This is a genomic window from Rhodovulum visakhapatnamense (genome assembly GCF_004365965.1).
GTDB lineage: Bacteria > Pseudomonadota > Alphaproteobacteria > Rhodobacterales > Rhodobacteraceae > Rhodovulum > Rhodovulum visakhapatnamense.
This window is the reverse complement of record NZ_SOEB01000004.1, coordinates 114,861-130,240: the sequence shown is the minus strand read 5'-3', so window position 1 is coordinate 130,240 and position 15,380 is coordinate 114,861. Positions and strand designations below refer to the sequence as shown.

Sequence of the window (15,380 nt, the reverse complement as noted above, 5' to 3'; positions counted from 1 at the left end):
TCGAGGCCGGAAAGTAAGGACCGCGACCCTTAGCGTCAAGCCAGCCCCGCCCGGGCCAGCGCCGCCTGGCCCAGCTCTCGCGGGATCGTCATCAGCCTGGCCGTCCGGGTCCACAGAACGGCCGTCTCGATCTCGCGGCCGGGATAGATCTGCGCCAGCGCCACTGCATAGGCGCCCAGCTGGCGCAGGATGCCCTCGGGCGTGTCTTCGGGCCGGTACGGCACGACCGCGTTGGTCTTGAAATCGACGGCGGTGATCCGGCCGGGCGAGACGATCAGCCGGTCGACCGTGCCGCTCAGCCGCCCCTGGCCCAGGGGCGCGGTCAGCGGAACCTCGGCCAGCGTGCCGGGGGCGAAGACCGGCGCCAGATCGGGCCGCGCCATCAGGGCCTCGGCCTCGGCGGCAAGGGCCGGGATCGCGGCCTCGGGCGCGGGCGGGTCGGCCGTGGCCAAAAGCGCGCGGGCCAGCGCCGGGCGGTCGGCCGGATCGGTGCCCGGCAGATGTTCCAGGAGCAGGTGCATCCAGGTGCCCGCCGCCCGGACATCCTCGGTCTCGGCGGTGCCAAGCGGGTCGCCCGACAGGGCCTTGGCGCCGCCCAGATCGGACGGCGACAGCGGTTGCGGCGGCCGTTCGGGGCGGGGCGCGTCGCGCAGCGCCCAGTCGGCAAGCGCGGTTTCGGGCAGCGCCGTCTCGGGCGCGATCACGACGCGGTCTTCCGGCCAGAGCCCGCGTTCATAGCGCAGCCCCTCGCCGAAACCGAAATCGTGTGGCACGGGGCCAAGCGCCTCGGTGCCGCGGCGGATGCGGCTGTACCAGTCGCTGCCATCCTTCGCGAGCTTTCCGGCCGCCGCCACGATCAGCCATTGTTCGGCCCGGGTCATGGCGACGTATAACAGCCGCGACCGTTCCTCCTCCTCGCGCTGGACACGCGCCGCATGGGCGGCTGCCAGTGCCTCGGGGCGCTCGTCCGATCCGGTCTTCCATGCGGGCAGGCCGTTTTCCAGCGTATAGATCTGGTCGCGGATGGTGACAGTGCGCTGCGCCGTATGCGGCAGGATCACCACCGGCGCCTCGAGCCCCTTGGCGCCATGCACCGTCATCACCCGGATCCGCCGCCCCGCCGCATCGAGCTGGCGCTTGATCTCGACCTCGCCACTCGACAGCCAGGCCAGGAAGCCTGTTAGCGAAGGGACCTCGGTCGTCTCATAGGACAGCGCCTGGGTCAGCAGCGCATCGATGCCGTCCTCGGCCTCCTGCCCGAGCCGCGCCACCAGCCTGCGGCGCCCGTCATGGCGGGTGAGGATGCGTTCCAGCAGGTCGTAGGGGCGCAGGAAATCGGCCTCGTCCAGCAGCGCCTGCAACACCGGAATCGTCTCTGTGCCAGTCCAATCGGCGTGTCTAAGCGCCTGCCAGAGATAGCCCTTGCGGCGTGCTGCCAGCCGGAACAGGGCATCCTCGCTCCAGCCGAACAAGGGCGAGCGCAGGGCCGAGGCCAGCGACAGGTCGTCCTCGGGCAACGCCAGGAAGGAGAAAAGCGCGGTCAGGTCGCGCACCGCAAGTTCGCCGCCGATCTTCAGCCGGTCGGCGCCGGCCACTTCCAGCCGCTCGGCCTTGCAGGCGCGGATGATCTCGTGAAACAGATCCGTCCGGCTTTGCACCAGGATCAGGATGTCGCCCTCATGGATCGGGCGGCGTCCCCCGCCCTTGGCGGCAACGGTCTCGCCCCGGTCGATCATGGCGCGGATTTCCGATGCCACCTGACGCGCCAGCCGCACGCTGTGATGCGAGGCGCCCAGCATGTCGACCGGATCGGCCCAATGCCCCGGATCGGCGGCCTCGCTATCCTCGACCACGGGCCAGATATCGACCCGCCCGGGCAGATCGGCATGGAAGGCGCGGTGCCGCATCTCGCGGTCGAGCCCCGCCCGCGCGCCTTCCGGAAAGGTCCGGTCGACGGCGCCGAGGATCGCCTCGGAGGAGCGGAACGAATACTCCAGCGTCAGGTTCAACAGGCCGCGGTCGACATTTTCCAGCCGGTCGCGGAACAGCGCGCGCATCCGGTCGAAGCCCTCGGGGTCGGCGCCCTGGAAGGAATAGATCGACTGCTTCTTGTCGCCGACGACGAAGATCGTGCGCTCGACCCCGCTCCGCGCGCCCTCGCCCGCGGTGAATTCCTGCGCCAGAAGCTCGATCACCTGCCATTGCACCGGGCTTGTGTCCTGCGCCTCGTCGACAAGGATATGGTCGAGCCCGCCATCGAGCCGGAACAGCACCCATTGCGCGACGCCCGGATCGGTCAGCAGATCGCGCGCCTTCAGGATCAGGTCGTCGAAATCGAGCCAGCCCTGCAGCTGTTTGCGCGCCGCATAGGCGGGCAGGAAGGCTTCGGCAAAGCGGTGCAGGGCCAGCGTCCGCTCGGCCGCATCCAGCGCCAGCCGCCGGGGCCGCGCGGTTTCGACCCGGATCATCAGGTCTTCCAGCGGCACCAGATCGGCCCCCAGCGCGGCCCGGACCGCCTTGGTGGGAAAAGACCCTGTCTTGGCCGAAAACGGCTGTTTGGCGGCCGAGCCGGTCAGCAGGATATCTTCAAGCCCCAGCAACAGGGCCCGGTCGGCCCCGCCGAGATTCAGCGCGCCAAGCTTGGCGGCGGCGGTCTGATCGGTCTTGCCGCCTCCGGCCAGCGCGGATTTCAGCCGGGTCAGCAGGGCCTCTTCGGTCCCGGTGAAGACGCCGCGCAGCAGGACCGTGCTGTCCTCATCGGTGGAAAGGCCGAAGCTTTTCCAGATCGCGCCCGGGTCGGCGGTGGCCGGAAACCGGTCGCGATGGCTGGCGATCTCGGCGGTCAGCGCATCCAGCTCGGCATCGGTGTGAAACCGGGCCAGATCGGCAAAGCGATCGGCCTCAGGCCCTTCGGCCAGCGCATCGACCAGCTCGGCCCGCAGGCGGCGGGCGTTGCGGTCGTCCATCTCGACGAATTGCGGCGAGACCCCGGCCTCGAGCGGAAACCGCCGCAGAAGCCCCGCGCAGAAGGAATGGATGGTCTGGATCTTCAACCCGCCCGGCGCCTCGATGGCACGCGCGAAGAGCCGCCGCGCCTCGCGCAGGGTGTCCTCGCCGATGGCGGTCTCGACGCCCAGCTCGTGCAGCGCCTTGCGCAGATCGGCATCGGCCAGCATCGCCCAGCCACCCAGCCGGTCGAACAGCCGGTTCTGCATCTCGCCTGCGGCGGCCTTGGTGTAGGTCAGGCACAGGATGCGCTGCGGCGGCACCCCTGCCAACAGAAGCCGTGCCACCCGGTCGGTCAGAACCCGGGTCTTGCCCGACCCCGCATTGGCCGACAGCCAGACAGACCCCGACGGGTCGGCCGCCTGGATCTGCCGTTCGGTCGCCTCGTTCCGGGTCATCCCACATCCTCCGGGTCTGGCGGGTCGGTTTCATCCCATTCGCCAAAGCGCGACAGCAGGTCGTAATCGGTGATGTCGCTGCGCTTCTGGATGCGGTTGCGGGCGGTATAGCCCTGTTCCGGCCGGGCATAGCGGGCGATCAACCGGTCAAGCTCGGCCCAGGTTCGCGCGACCAGATCGTCGTCCAGCGTATTGGTCACGGTCTTCGGCGGCTGGCCGAGGCCGATATAGGTGACGTGATCGACGGGCGCGGCCGGGATGTCCTCGAAGCCGCCGCGTTCGGCGATGCAGGCCTCCAGCAGCAATTGCTTGTCGAAAGCCTCCATCGCCTTCAGGCTGGGTGGCGTGCCGGTCTTGTAATCGTAGAGGATGAGGCGGCCATCGGGGCGGCGGTCGATCCGGTCGGCCTGCGCGGTGAGGGTGAAGCCGTTGTCCAGCCGCGCCGCGCCCGGGTGTTCGCGGGCGATGCAGACGGCCTCGGCCTGGCGCACCGCCTCGTCGCGCAGAAAGCTTTCGGCCGCGCGCCCGAGCCGTGCCCGCCAAAGCGCGCGGGCCGCGGGCCAGGGTGCCTCGGTTGCCAGAACCTCGTCGGCGATGGCCATCAGATCGGCCTGGGCCCGGTCCGGATCGGGGTCGAGCGGCTGTGACAGGAACCGCTCCATCACCTTGTGCAGGACCGTGCCCCGCAGCGGCGCATCGGCGCTGCGCACCAGCGGATCGAGACGCTTCAGCCGCAGGATATGGCGGGCATAGACGGCATAGGGGTCGCGGATCAGCCGCTCGACAGCCGTGACCGACAGCCGGTCGGGGCGGCGGTCGACGGGCGGCCGGGGCGAGGGGCGACGCGCGGCGGGCAGCGGTTCGGCGGGCCGGTCGAGCGCCTGCGCCATGTCAAGCCAGCCTTGCCCCCGCGCCCGCATCGCGGCCAGCGCCTCGGGGCCGCCAGTGCCGCCCAGCCCGTCCATCAGGTTGGTCAGCCGGTTTAGCCAGCGCGCGGGCACGGTCTGGGCCTCGGCCGTGCGGATCGCGCGCGAGATCACCACTTCGGGGGCGCAGACCGCCTGCTGAAAGTCATGCGCGGCCAGCCCGATCTGACGTTCGGGCAGCAACAGCCCCGCCTCGGCCCGCATCTGCCGGTTCAGCCAGGGATCGGGCGCCGGGGTTTCGGGCCAGGTGCCCTCGTTCAGTCCGCCGAGGATCACCAGATCGGCGCCCTGAACGCGGGCCTCGAGTGTGCCCCAGATCATCACCCCGGGATGCGGCTCGACCGCGCTGCGCACGGTGCCGTCGCGCAGCACCGAGTCGAGCAGCGCCGAAAAATCGCCGGGGGTCATCTCGCCGCCCGCGTCGGCTTCGTCGGCCAGCAGGTCCAGCGCCGCGCGGGACTGCGCACCCGCCTCCTCCAGCCAAAGCCCGCCGGGGTCGGTGCTGCCGGGACCTGCGGCGAGGGTCTCGCAGGCCGCACGGTGGCGCACGACATGGGTTGAAAGCGGCTCTGTTCCGGCCCGATCGACGCCATCCAGCGCTGCGGAAAGCCACACGGCCCAGGCCTCGCGCCCGTCCTCGCTGCCCGCCGCCCAGCCGATCAGCGCGCGACCATCGGGGAAGGCCGGACCGTTCCGGCGCAGATGCAGTTCCAGCTCGCGGGTCCAGCGCAGGTGATCGGCGCGCAGGCCCGGGCCTGAGGCGGTCAGCGGATGCTTGAGCAGCGCCAGCAGCGTCTCGACCGTCAGCGGCCGCCCGAACAGTGCCGCGACCTGGCGCAGGAACCGCCCCGGCGGCGACAGCGGCAGCGGCATGCCCGCACTGTCGTCGGGCCGGATGCCCCAGCGGTCGAGCGCAGCGGTCACCTGCCGGGTCAGGGTCCGGTCGGGTGTGACCAGTGCGGCGCTTTGCCCGTCCTCGGCGGCCCGGCGCAGCCGCAACGCGATGGCCAGCGCCTCGGCGCGCGGCGAAGGCGCCTCGATCAGGGTCAGCCCCTCTGTGGCCCGGTCGAGCCCGGTCAGCCGGGGGCCGTCCTCCATCCACTGATCGGTAACGGGGGCGGGCCGGAGCGCGAGCGAGACCAGACGATTGCGCGGCGGGCACGGGGCGGGCGTGCCGATCCAGGGCGCGACTGCCTCGGGGGCCATCCCCATGTCGTCGAGAATTCGGCGAAAGCGGAACTGGGGGTGGTCCTCGGCGGCCAGCGCGTCGTCAAGGCCTTCCCAGATCGCGGTGGGCATGTCGAAGTCGAAGCCGGGCAACACGGCGGCCCCCTGGGGCAGACCGGCGACCGTCCTGAGGAACAGCGCGGTCGCGCCACGCGATCCGGTCGTGCCGGCGACGATGACGGGATGGCGGGGCGGATCGGCGCGCCAGCGCGCGGCCAGGCGTTCGACCGCCAGCCGTTGGCGGGCGCCGGTGCCGGGCCGGTCGGACAGGTCGGCGCCAAGCCAGCCCTCGACCAGCGTCAGGAATTGCCGCGCCCGCGCCCAATGCGCCGAGAGGTTCCCGACATCGAGCTGGTGCAGCACGCGGGGCGGCACGCCCTCAGTTTGCATTTCGTCCAGCAACGCGGCGAGGCTGTCGGCCAGATCGAAGGCCGAACTGCGCGCCGCCAGATCGGGGGCGCGGTCCAGCAGCGCGCGGACCAGTTGCGCCAGTTCCAGCCGCCGCCGAAGCGGCGAAACGGGCGCGGGCAGATCGGCGAGGATCGGATGGCGGGACAGCTCTGCCACCAGGCGGATGCGCGGCAGCAGGCGCGGCGGCCCGGCCTGGAAAAGGGCGACCAGACGCCGCCGCATGCGTTCGGTATTGACCCAGATCTCGACCTCGGCCCAGGCCTCGGGAGGGGCGCCGGACAGTCTCTGTTCCAGCCCGATCAGCAGATCGCGCGGGAAATCGGCGCCGGGCGGCAGGCCATAGAGGCGGGGCGTGCTTCCCTCAAACATCAGTCTGCTCCGCCAGCAACGCCTCGGCCTCGGCGATCCCGCCCGGATGGCCCACATCGCACCATCCGCCGGGATGCAGAACGCCGAAAAGCCGCCCCTCGGTCAGCATCCGGTCCCAGAGGCGGTTGAGCGAAAAGACCGGCTCGGGGATCTCGGCCAGCCCGTCGGTCCTGAGGATCTGGGCGCCCGAATAGACCCCGCCCGGGCCACGGGTCAGGCGTCCGTCGGCATCGCACCGGAAATCGCCCGTCCCGGCGTGACCGGTCGCGCGGTCGCGCGGGATCAGCAGCAAAAGCCCGTCCATCCGGGCCGGGTCCCAGGCGGCGGCCAGCGTGGCCAGCGGGTTCGGCCCGGTCCAGACCGCGTCGCTGTTCAGCGTGAAGACCGGGCCCCTGCCCAGCAGCGGCAGCGCATGGCGCAGCCCGCCGCCGGTATCGAGGATCTCGGGGGTCTCGCGCAGGACGGCGATGCCGTGGCGTCCGGCCAGATGGCTCTCGATCTGCCCGGCGCGGTAATGCGCGTTCACGACGATGCGGTTCAGCCCGGCGCCTTCGGCCAGCGCCAGCGCATGGTCGATCAGCGGCCGCCCTGCCACCTCGATCAGCGGCTTGGGCCGGTCGTCGGTCAGCGGCCGCATCCGGGTGCCGAACCCGGCGGCGAACAGCATCAGGGCCGTCGGGCGCATCGGCTTTCGATCCTGGCAAGGCGGTCGGGGTCGGGCGGGGGCAGCAGGCGGAGCGCCTGATCGCGCAGGTCGGCCAGCGCCGGGTGGTCGAGATCGGTCATCAGATGCGCCCAGACCCGGGGCATCAGCCGCAGATAGCCGGGTTTGCCGTCGCGCAGGCACAGCCGGGCGAAAACGCCCAGAATGCGCAGGTTGCGCTGGGCGCCGGTCAGGGCATAGGCGCGGGCGAAGGCGTCGGGATCGCTGCCGGTGCGGGCGACATAGCGCGCGCGCATCCGGACCTGCAGCGCCGGGGGCACGTTGCGGCGCGCGTCTTCCAGAAGCGACACCAGATCGTAGGCGGGATGGCCCACGCGCGCGTCCTGAAAATCGAGAAGCCCGACCCGGGCGGCGCCGCTGCGGTCGGGCAGCCAGATCAGGTTTTCGGCGTGATAATCGCGCAGGATCAGCACCGAGGGCGGCGCGGTGGACTCCAGTCGGGTCCTGATCGTGGCGCGAAAGGCCGCGATCTCTGCCTGGGGCGCGGGCCTGCCAAGCCCGGTCAGGTACCACTGGAACGGCAGGCAGGCCAGATCGGCCATGGTCTCGGCGTCATAGGCGGCAAGCCCCGCAGGCGGGGCCGCGCGGTGCAGATCGGCCAGCAGGTCGGTGGCGGCGGCGTAAAGCGTGTCTTCCGGTCCGGGATCGTCGGCAAGCACCCGGGCGAACAGGGCGTCGCCCAAATCCTCAAGCAGCAAAAAGCCCTGCGTCGCGTCCTCGGCCAGGATCGCGGGGGCCGAGAGGCCAAGCCCGGTCAGGTGCCGGGCGATGGCGATGAAGGGGCCGACATCCTCGCCCCGCGCCGGATCGGCATCCATCAGAACGGCGGTTTCGGTCCCGCGGGCCAGACGCTCGTAACGGCGGTTCGAGGCATCGCCCGCCAGGGGCGCGCGGCGGGCCTCGGCCCATCCGGCGCGGGCGAGGAAATCGGCGCAGGCAGTGTCACGCATCGGGGTCGTCTTTTGCAGCAGGGAAGGACAGGCGGTCGGCCCAGGACGGGTCGGCCGAAACGAGATCGAGCGTCCGGGCGGTGTCGGATGGGCCGGGGCCGAAGGTCAGGCGCAGGGCGTCTGCCGGGGCCAGGTCGCCCAGCCGGTCGGGCCATTCGATCAGGCAAAGCGCCAGCTCGAACGCCTCGTCGAGCCCGAGTTCGAGCACCTCATGGGGATGGCCCAGCCGGTAAAGATCGGCATGCCAGATCTCGAACGGCCCCGCCTCGTAGGTCTGGACCAGGGTGAAGGTCGGCGAGGGCACGTCTTCGACCGGCAGCCCGGCGCGGGCCTGCGCGGCCTGAATCAGCGCGCGGGCGAAGGCAGTCTTGCCCGCTCCGATCGGCCCGTCGAGAAGCAGCGTGTCGCCAGCCCCGAGGACCGCCGCCAGCCGGTCGGCGAGGGCGCGGGTCTGGGCCTCGGAGGCCAGCGAAAGGGAAAGACGGGTTCCGGACATGGACGCATGTTTAACGCCTGCCCGAGGCCCCGCAAGTCGGATCAGCCCGTCGAGGCGCGCGGCACCGGGTGGGCGTCCGCCGCATCGGCCTGGGTCGCGTCGCGGAACTCGACCATCATGCAGCCGCCCGCGACGGGTTTGAGGAAGCAGTCGAGCCGTCTGCCGTCGCGGCGGATCAACTCGCAGCTCCAGGCTTCGCGCTGGCGGATGCGGTGCGACAGATCGGCGGCGGCCTCGGATTGGGTCAGCAGGCATTGCGCCTGCCATTTCGCCGTGGCCCCGGCGATATCGGTGGTACCCATCACCAGGCGCGGGTCCTCGCCCCAAAGCTCGGCATAGGCGCTGTTCGACAGGGTCAGGACCCCGGCGCTGGAAAACACCACGATGGCTTCGGGCAGCGAGTCGATCACGGCCTGCCCGGTCTCGATCTCGCCGCGGAACCGGCGGGTCATCGACATTTCGGTGCTGATATCCTCGAACAGGAAGGCCACGGCGCCGTCGGGATGCGGGCGCCCGGTGACCCGGTAGACCTGTCCGCCGGGCAGGGTCCAGGTGTCGGAATAGACGCCGTCGCTGGCATCGCGTTCCAGCCGCAGGATCTGTTCGCGCCAGGACCGGTAGTTCTTCGGCTCGGGCATCATCCGGGTTTCGCGCAGCCGGTCTAGCACGTTCAGAAGCGTGGGCCGTCCGGTCAGGAATTCGGGCTCGAGGTTGAAAAGCTCGGACATGGCGGGGTTGAACAGCACCAGTTCGCGCCTGCGGTTGAAGACGGCCAGTCCGATGGGCAGTTCGGCGAAGGTCTTGGTCAGGGTCTGCACGAAGTTCCGAAGCGCGGTCTCGGCCCGGACGGTGGCATCGGCCGGAAGCGCGAAATGCAGCGAGGCACCATGGGCCTCGACGGCCACACAGTCGAACCAGCGGTCGCGGCCAGCACCAGTCCCAGAGCCGCTGCCGGTGTCGATGACCTGACGGTGCGGCGAGCCCGGTTCCCCCTTGGGTTGTGAAAACAGCACCGGCAGCGGCCAGACGATCTGGCCCGCGTCATGGCGGCTGCGCACGATGTCGAGATAGGCGCTGTTGGCCCAGGCCACACCCCCCTTGTCGTCCTGCTGCCAGGCCGGGGTCGGCATCGCCTCGACCACATCGCGGAGCGTGGCCAGTTCCGCGGTCAGCGCGGCCAGGCTCTGGGCGTCGGTCAGGCCCGCATCCTCGTCGAAGCGCGGCATCTGCAGCGTCAGGCGGATCACCCCGTCAAGCCAGGTCGCGGTCAGCTGCGCCTCGCCCCCGGCTTCGGTCAGAAGGGCCGAGCCGTCCTTGGGCAACCGCTCCATTCGTTCGGGAAAACCGGGGAAACGCGGCACGATCAGGGCGCAGAACCGCTGCCAGTCGGTCAGGCCCTTGGGGCCGCCTGCCAGAAACCGGCGCCCGTCCGGCGTGGCATCCACCAGATGTTCTCCATCGAAGAGAAATACCATGCTGTTTCTGGATTCCGCGCCCGGGGACGGGGAGCGTCGGGGAATGAGGGGCAAAAGGAATACCGCCACCAACGCGCTGATCAGGGATACGCCCGCAAGAACCAGCGCAGAGGTCAAGTCGATATCCATGGTGCGGGCGAGGCTCCTTCGGTCAGTCTGTTCAGTAAAACGTCATCTTGGTTAAATTCCAGTTAACTCAACGTATGCGTGTGGTGATTGATCCGGGGCGGTCTCAGGCCTCGATCGGGGTGTTCTCGCCCAGAGCCGCCAGTTGCGCCTCGGCACTGACGCCGATCTTGGAGGCGGACCATTCGACCTCGACCACCGCGCCGCGCTGATCGGACCGTTCCGAGGTCAGCATCGGGTCGCGCCCGTTGGCAAAGCTCAGCGTGGCGCCCGAGCGTTCCAGCAGCGTCTTGGCGATGAATAGCCCAAGTCCCATGCCTTCGTATTCCGGCCGCTTCTTCTGATGTTCGGAGCTTTTGCGCATCCGCACGAACGGGTCGCCGATGCGGCCCAGCAGGTGCGACGGATATCCCGGCCCGTCATCCATGATCCGGACGCTGATTTCGTCCTGGGTCCATTGCGCCACGACCCAGACCCGGCTTTCGGCGAAATCGACGGCGTTCTGGATCAGGTTTCTCAGCCCGTGGATCACCTCGGGGCGGCGGTAGATCACCGGCATCCGCGGGCTGCCGCCATGGATCGGCTCGAAGCTGAAGACGATCTCCTTTCCGCGATCCAGATGCGGCTCGGCCGCCTCGTCGATCACCGCCTTCAGCGGCGCGGTATGCATATGCAGGTCGTCCTTGCCCGCCCGTCCCATCGACCGCAGGATGTCGCGGCAGCGGTCGGCCTGCTCGCGCAGCGTCTCGATGTCCTCGCGCAGGCCGGGCTTGTCCTCGACCTCGTCCAGCAGTTCCGAACTGATCAGCTTGATCGTCGCCAGCGGTGTGCCCAGCTCATGCGCTGCGGCGGCGACCACGCCGCCCAGATCGGTCAGCTTCTGTTCGCGGGCCAGCGCCATCTGGGTCGCCAGCAGCGCGTCCGACATATTGTTCATCTCCGAGGTCACGCGGTCGGCGTAAAGCCCCAGGAAGGAAATCCCGATCACCAGCGCGGCCCAGAAGCCGAACAGGAACAGATGGGGCAATTCCTGGATCTCTCCCGCGGCATCGACCAGAGGCACATGATAGAAGGTCATCAGCGTGATCAGCGCGAAGGCGGTATGGGCGATGAACAGCGTCGACATCCGCCCCAGCGCCGTCGCCGAGATGGTGACCGGCGTCAGCAGCATCAGCGCGAAGGGGTTGTTGAGCCCGCCGGTCAGGAACAGAAGCGCCGACAGCTGCACCACGTCGAACAGCAGCGTAAGCATCGCCTCGTTTTCCGACAGGCGCCGGTTTTCGGGATAGATCGCCACCGCGATCACATTGGCCAGGACGCTGGCGCCGATCACCAGCAGGCACAGCCCCAGATCGAGCTGGATCTGGAAATAGAGGATGGCCACCGCGATGGCGACGACCTGTCCCGCGATGGCCGCCCATCGCAGAAGGATCAGGGTCCGCAGGCGGATCCAGTTGCTGCGCTCGGTTGGCGGCAGCAGGCCGGTTGCAATATCGGACATCGGACCCCCAGGTTCAGGCTGTCCCCTTGTTAATCGCGGCACGAGGGGCGATCAATGTGGGAAGCACATCGGGTGTCGGATGGCGGCGGAGGCGCGGATGAGACGGTACATACTGGCAGGCGCGGCCCTTGCGCTTCTGGCGGCGGTCGCGGTGCCTGCGCTGTTCATCTGGGGGCCCTGGGCGCCCGAGGACCGGTTTGCCGCCTGCCGCAGCGGTGGCTCCCGGTCCGGTCTGTCCGAACTGGGCGGACCCTTTACCCTGACCGACCAGACCGGCGCCGCACGGACAGAAACCGATGTGATCGACGGCCCGACGCTGATCTATTTCGGCTACACCTTCTGCCCCGATGTCTGCCCGTTCGACAATGCCCGCAATGCCGATGCCGTCGATCTTCTGGAACGGCAGGGGTATCAGGTGCGTCCGGTCTTCATCTCGGTCGATCCGGCCCGCGACACGCCCGAGGCCCTGGCGGCCTTCGCCTCGATGATGCATCCGCGGATGCTGGCGCTGACCGGCACGCCCGACCAGGTGCAGGGGGCCAGCCGCGCCTACCGCACCTTCTTTCGGATCCGCGACCCCGAGGACCCCTATTACCTGATCGACCATTCGACCTTCACCTACCTCGCCTTTCCCGGCGCGGGCGTGGTCGAGGTGTTCGATCGCGACACCACGCCCGAAGACATGGCCGCGCGGGTGGCCTGCCTTGTCGACAACGGCGCGGGAAAGCCCTGAGCGGGAACGAGTTAAATTGACCCTGCCCCGTTAACATTCTAGAACGTCCGGAATATTACGCTCACCAGGAGGGTGTCGCATGGCTGAGCAGGAGTATGAAATCGGGGACGACCCGTCGCTGTTGATCGTTGACGACGACGAACCGTTTCTCCGGCGTCTCGCGCGGGCAATGGAAAAGAGGGGGTTCCAGCCCGAAATGGCCGAGACGGTCGCTGCCGGAAAGGCCATCGCCTCGGCGCGCCCCCCGGCCTATGCCGTGGTCGACCTGCGCCTGGAGGATGGCAGCGGGCTCGACGTGGTCGAAACCCTGCGTGAAAAGCGTCCCGATGCCAAGATCGTGGTGCTGACCGGCTATGGCGCCATCGCCACCGCCGTCGCCGCGGTCAAGATCGGCGCGACCGACTATCTGTCGAAGCCCGCCGACGCCAATGACGTCACCGCAGCACTTCTGTCGAATGGCGAGGCGCTGCCGCCGCCGCCCGACAACCCGATGTCGGCCGACCGCGTGCGCTGGGAGCATATCCAGCGGGTCTACGAGCAATGCGACCGAAACGTCTCGGAAACCGCGCGTCGGCTGAACATGCACCGCCGGACGTTGCAGCGGATCCTGGCCAAGCGCAGCCCGCGGTAAGACCGCACCTGATCCGGGCAGGCCTCAGATCCTGACGTGAGGCCTGCCGCAACCAGTCGATGAAGGCGCGCAGCCGCGGGGAATGCTGCCCCGGCCGGGTCACGATGTGATGGCCGATCCGCTGCCAGTCCTGATCGAACAGCGCGGACTGCCTGCCTGCGGCCAGATCGTCCTCGACCGGGGTGATCGGCTGGATCGACAGCCCGTACCCGGCACGCGTCGCCGCCCCATCGGGCGGTCGCGTTATAGACGCGCCATCAGCTCGGCATGACGCGCGGTATAGGCCGCGCGTACCTCGACCGGCGGGCGCAACCGGATCTCGAGCCCCTCGATCAACTCGGGTCGGGGGCGACCGAAGAACCGGTTCGCCTCGATCGCGTCGAACCCGGCAATCTGGGTCGCCTCAAGCCAGGCCGACAGGCTGTCGGCCCGCTTGATCGCCTTCTTGGTCCGCTCGGGCACCGCCGCGGGCAGACCGAAGCGGATATGGATCGCCGAGGCCAGCCGCTTGTCAAGCTCGCCATAGCTTGGGCCTACGGCGGCTTTCACCGGCGAGATCATGTCGCCGATCACGTATTCGGGCGCATCGTGCAGCAGTGCAGCCAGCCGCCAGCGGACCGGCGCCTCGGGCTGCATCCGGCCGTAGATTTCCTCGACCAGAAGGGAATGTTCGGCCACCGAATAGGGATAGTCGCCGCGGGTCTGGCCGTTCCAGCGCGCCACGAAGGCAAGGCCATGGGCGATGTCCTCGATCTCGATATCGAACGGCGTCGGGTCCAGCAGGTCGAGCCTGCGTCCCGACAGCATTCTCTGCCATGCGCGCGCTTGTTTCATAGCGATCCGTTTCCCTTGGGCCGCCCGATTGCCACGGCGCAGCCGCATTGTCGAGCCATGCGCGTGATGGTATGTGCCGTTCGAGCCGACAATTACGAGGAGAGTTGCGCCATGGCGCCGGACTACATCGTCAAGGACATCGCGCTGGCCGGGTTCGGTCGCAAGGAACTGGACATCGCCGAAACCGAAATGCCCGGCCTGATGGCGCTCCGCGAGGAATACGGTGAGGCCAAGCCGCTGAAGGGCGCGCGCATCGCCGGGTCGCTGCACATGACGGTGCAGACCGCCGTTCTGATCGAGACGCTGGTCGCGCTCGGCGCCGATGTGCGCTGGGCGTCGTGCAACATCTTCTCGACCCAGGACCATGCCGCCGCCGCGATCGCCGAGGCCGGGGTGCCGGTCTTCGCCATCAAGGGCGAGACGCTGCCCGATTACTGGGCCTATACCGACAAGATCTTCCAGTTCGCCGAGGGCACGGCCAACATGATCCTCGACGATGGCGGCGACGCCACGCTTTACGTGCTGCTGGGCGCGCGGGTCGAGAATGGCGAAGACGACCTGATCGCCGTGCCGACCTCGGAAGAGGAAGAGGCGCTGTTCGCCCAGATCCGCAAGCGGCTGGCCGAAACCCCCGGCTGGTTCACGAAACAGCGCGACGCGATCAAGGGCGTCTCGGAAGAGACCACGACCGGCGTGCACCGGCTTTATGATCTGCACAAGAACGGCCTGCTGCCCTTCCCGGCCTTCAACGTGAACGACAGCGTGACCAAGTCGAAATTCGACAACAAGTACGGCTGCAAGGAAAGCCTGGTCGACGGCATCCGCCGCGCCACCGACGTGATGATGGCGGGCAAGGTCGCCGTGGTCTGCGGCTATGGCGATGTCGGCAAGGGCTCGGCCGCGTCGCTTCGCGGTGCCGGCGCCCGGGTGAAGGTGACCGAGGTCGACCCGATCTGCGCGCTGCAGGCCGCCATGGACGGCTTCGAGGTGGTCGTGCTGGAAGACGTGGTCGCCTCGGCCGACATCTTCATCACCACGACCGGCAACAAGGACGTGATCCGCATTGAGCATATGCGCGAGATGAAGGACATGGCCATCGTCGGCAATATCGGCCACTTCGACAATGAAATTCAGGTGGCCGCGCTGAAGAACCACAAATGGACCAACATCAAGGACCAGGTGGACATGATCGAGATGCCCTCGGGCGCCCGCATCATCCTGCTGTCCGAAGGCCGCCTGCTGAACCTCGGCAATGCCACCGGTCACCCGTCCTTCGTGATGTCTGCCTCCTTCACCAACCAGGTGCTGGCGCAGATCGAGCTGTTCACCAAGGAGGGGGACTATCCGCCCGGAGTCTACATCCTGCCCAAGCATCTGGATGAAAAGGTCGCCCGGCTGCATCTTGCCAAGATCGGCGTCAAGCTGTCGACCCTGTCGCCCGAGCAGGCCGCCTATATCGGCGTGACGCCCGAAGGCCCCTTCAAGCCCGAGCATTACCGCTACTGATCTGCGCGCGTCGTGCGCGAGGCTGGCGCCGTCCGGATTTCCGGGCGGCGCCTTGCTTTATGCAGGT

At 68.8% G+C, this 15,380-nt stretch carries 11 protein-coding genes and 1 pseudogene; 3 read left to right on the top strand and 9 right to left on the bottom strand.

Translation table 11 applies throughout. The features are described 5' to 3' along the window. Nucleotides 1-35: 35 nt before the first annotated feature. From addA to regB, 7 genes are all read right to left on the bottom strand, one after another. Nucleotides 36-3,404: a double-strand break repair helicase AddA gene (addA, locus tag EV657_RS05135; protein WP_134077330.1), complete on the bottom strand. Its 3,369-nt coding sequence runs from the start codon at nucleotides 3,402-3,404 to the stop codon at nucleotides 36-38. Then, nucleotides 3,401-6,337, bottom strand: a complete 2,937-nt coding sequence (gene addB / locus EV657_RS05130) for a double-strand break repair protein AddB (protein ID WP_134077329.1) — start codon at nucleotides 6,335-6,337, stop codon at nucleotides 3,401-3,403. The genes addA and addB overlap by 4 nt, the downstream gene beginning before the upstream one ends. Further along, on the bottom strand, nucleotides 6,330-7,022 hold the full coding sequence (locus EV657_RS05125; RefSeq protein ID WP_134077328.1) for a nucleotidyltransferase family protein: 693 nt from the start codon (nucleotides 7,020-7,022) through the stop codon (nucleotides 6,330-6,332). Before EV657_RS05125 ends, addB begins: the two co-directional genes overlap by 8 nt. Then, the gene (locus EV657_RS05120) at nucleotides 7,004-8,011 is read right to left on the bottom strand and encodes an aminoglycoside phosphotransferase family protein (RefSeq protein WP_134077327.1); all 1,008 of its coding nucleotides are present in this window, start codon (nucleotides 8,009-8,011) and stop codon (nucleotides 7,004-7,006) included. The genes EV657_RS05125 and EV657_RS05120 overlap by 19 nt, the downstream gene beginning before the upstream one ends. After that, a complete protein-coding gene (gene tsaE, locus EV657_RS05115; protein ID WP_075784119.1) occupies nucleotides 8,004-8,507 on the bottom strand; it encodes a tRNA (adenosine(37)-N6)-threonylcarbamoyltransferase complex ATPase subunit type 1 TsaE in 504 nt (167 codons plus the stop codon). The genes EV657_RS05120 and tsaE overlap by 8 nt, the downstream gene beginning before the upstream one ends. Nucleotides 8,508-8,548: 41 nt before the next feature. Then, nucleotides 8,549-9,982 (bottom strand): PAS-domain containing protein, encoded by a 1,434-nt coding sequence (locus tag EV657_RS05110; protein WP_166673648.1) that lies wholly within the window; start codon nucleotides 9,980-9,982, stop codon nucleotides 8,549-8,551. Nucleotides 9,983-10,214: 232 nt separating this feature from the next. After that, nucleotides 10,215-11,609, bottom strand: a complete 1,395-nt coding sequence (gene regB / locus EV657_RS05105; RefSeq protein WP_075784117.1) for a sensor histidine kinase RegB — start codon at nucleotides 11,607-11,609, stop codon at nucleotides 10,215-10,217. Nucleotides 11,610-11,706: 97 nt separating this feature from the next. On the opposite strand from regB, the gene EV657_RS05100 reads away from it, so the two are divergent. Together EV657_RS05100 and EV657_RS05095 are read left to right on the top strand one after the other, a co-directional pair. Further along, nucleotides 11,707-12,342 (top strand): SCO family protein, encoded by a 636-nt coding sequence (locus tag EV657_RS05100; protein ID WP_134077325.1) that lies wholly within the window; start codon nucleotides 11,707-11,709, stop codon nucleotides 12,340-12,342. Between the two features lie 79 nt (nucleotides 12,343-12,421). Continuing rightward, complete coding sequence (locus tag EV657_RS05095) at nucleotides 12,422-12,973, top strand: ActR/PrrA/RegA family redox response regulator transcription factor (protein WP_075784115.1); 552 nt, start codon at nucleotides 12,422-12,424, stop codon at nucleotides 12,971-12,973. Nucleotides 12,974-13,025: 52 nt separating this feature from the next. Here EV657_RS05095 and EV657_RS22655 read toward each other — a convergent pair. Continuing rightward, nucleotides 13,026-13,220, bottom strand: a pseudogene (locus EV657_RS22655) (hypothetical protein); the annotation flags it as partial. Then, nucleotides 13,217-13,780, bottom strand: coding sequence for an HD domain-containing protein (locus EV657_RS05085; protein ID WP_243837487.1), 564 nt, complete (start codon nucleotides 13,778-13,780; stop codon nucleotides 13,217-13,219). The pseudogene EV657_RS22655 and the gene EV657_RS05085, both read right to left, overlap by 4 nt. Nucleotides 13,781-13,918: 138 nt before the next feature. Between EV657_RS05085 and ahcY the strand changes: the two genes are divergently transcribed. Further along, the gene (gene ahcY / locus EV657_RS05080; RefSeq protein ID WP_075784113.1) at nucleotides 13,919-15,313 is read left to right on the top strand and encodes an adenosylhomocysteinase; all 1,395 of its coding nucleotides are present in this window, start codon (nucleotides 13,919-13,921) and stop codon (nucleotides 15,311-15,313) included. Nucleotides 15,314-15,380 lie beyond the last annotated feature (67 nt).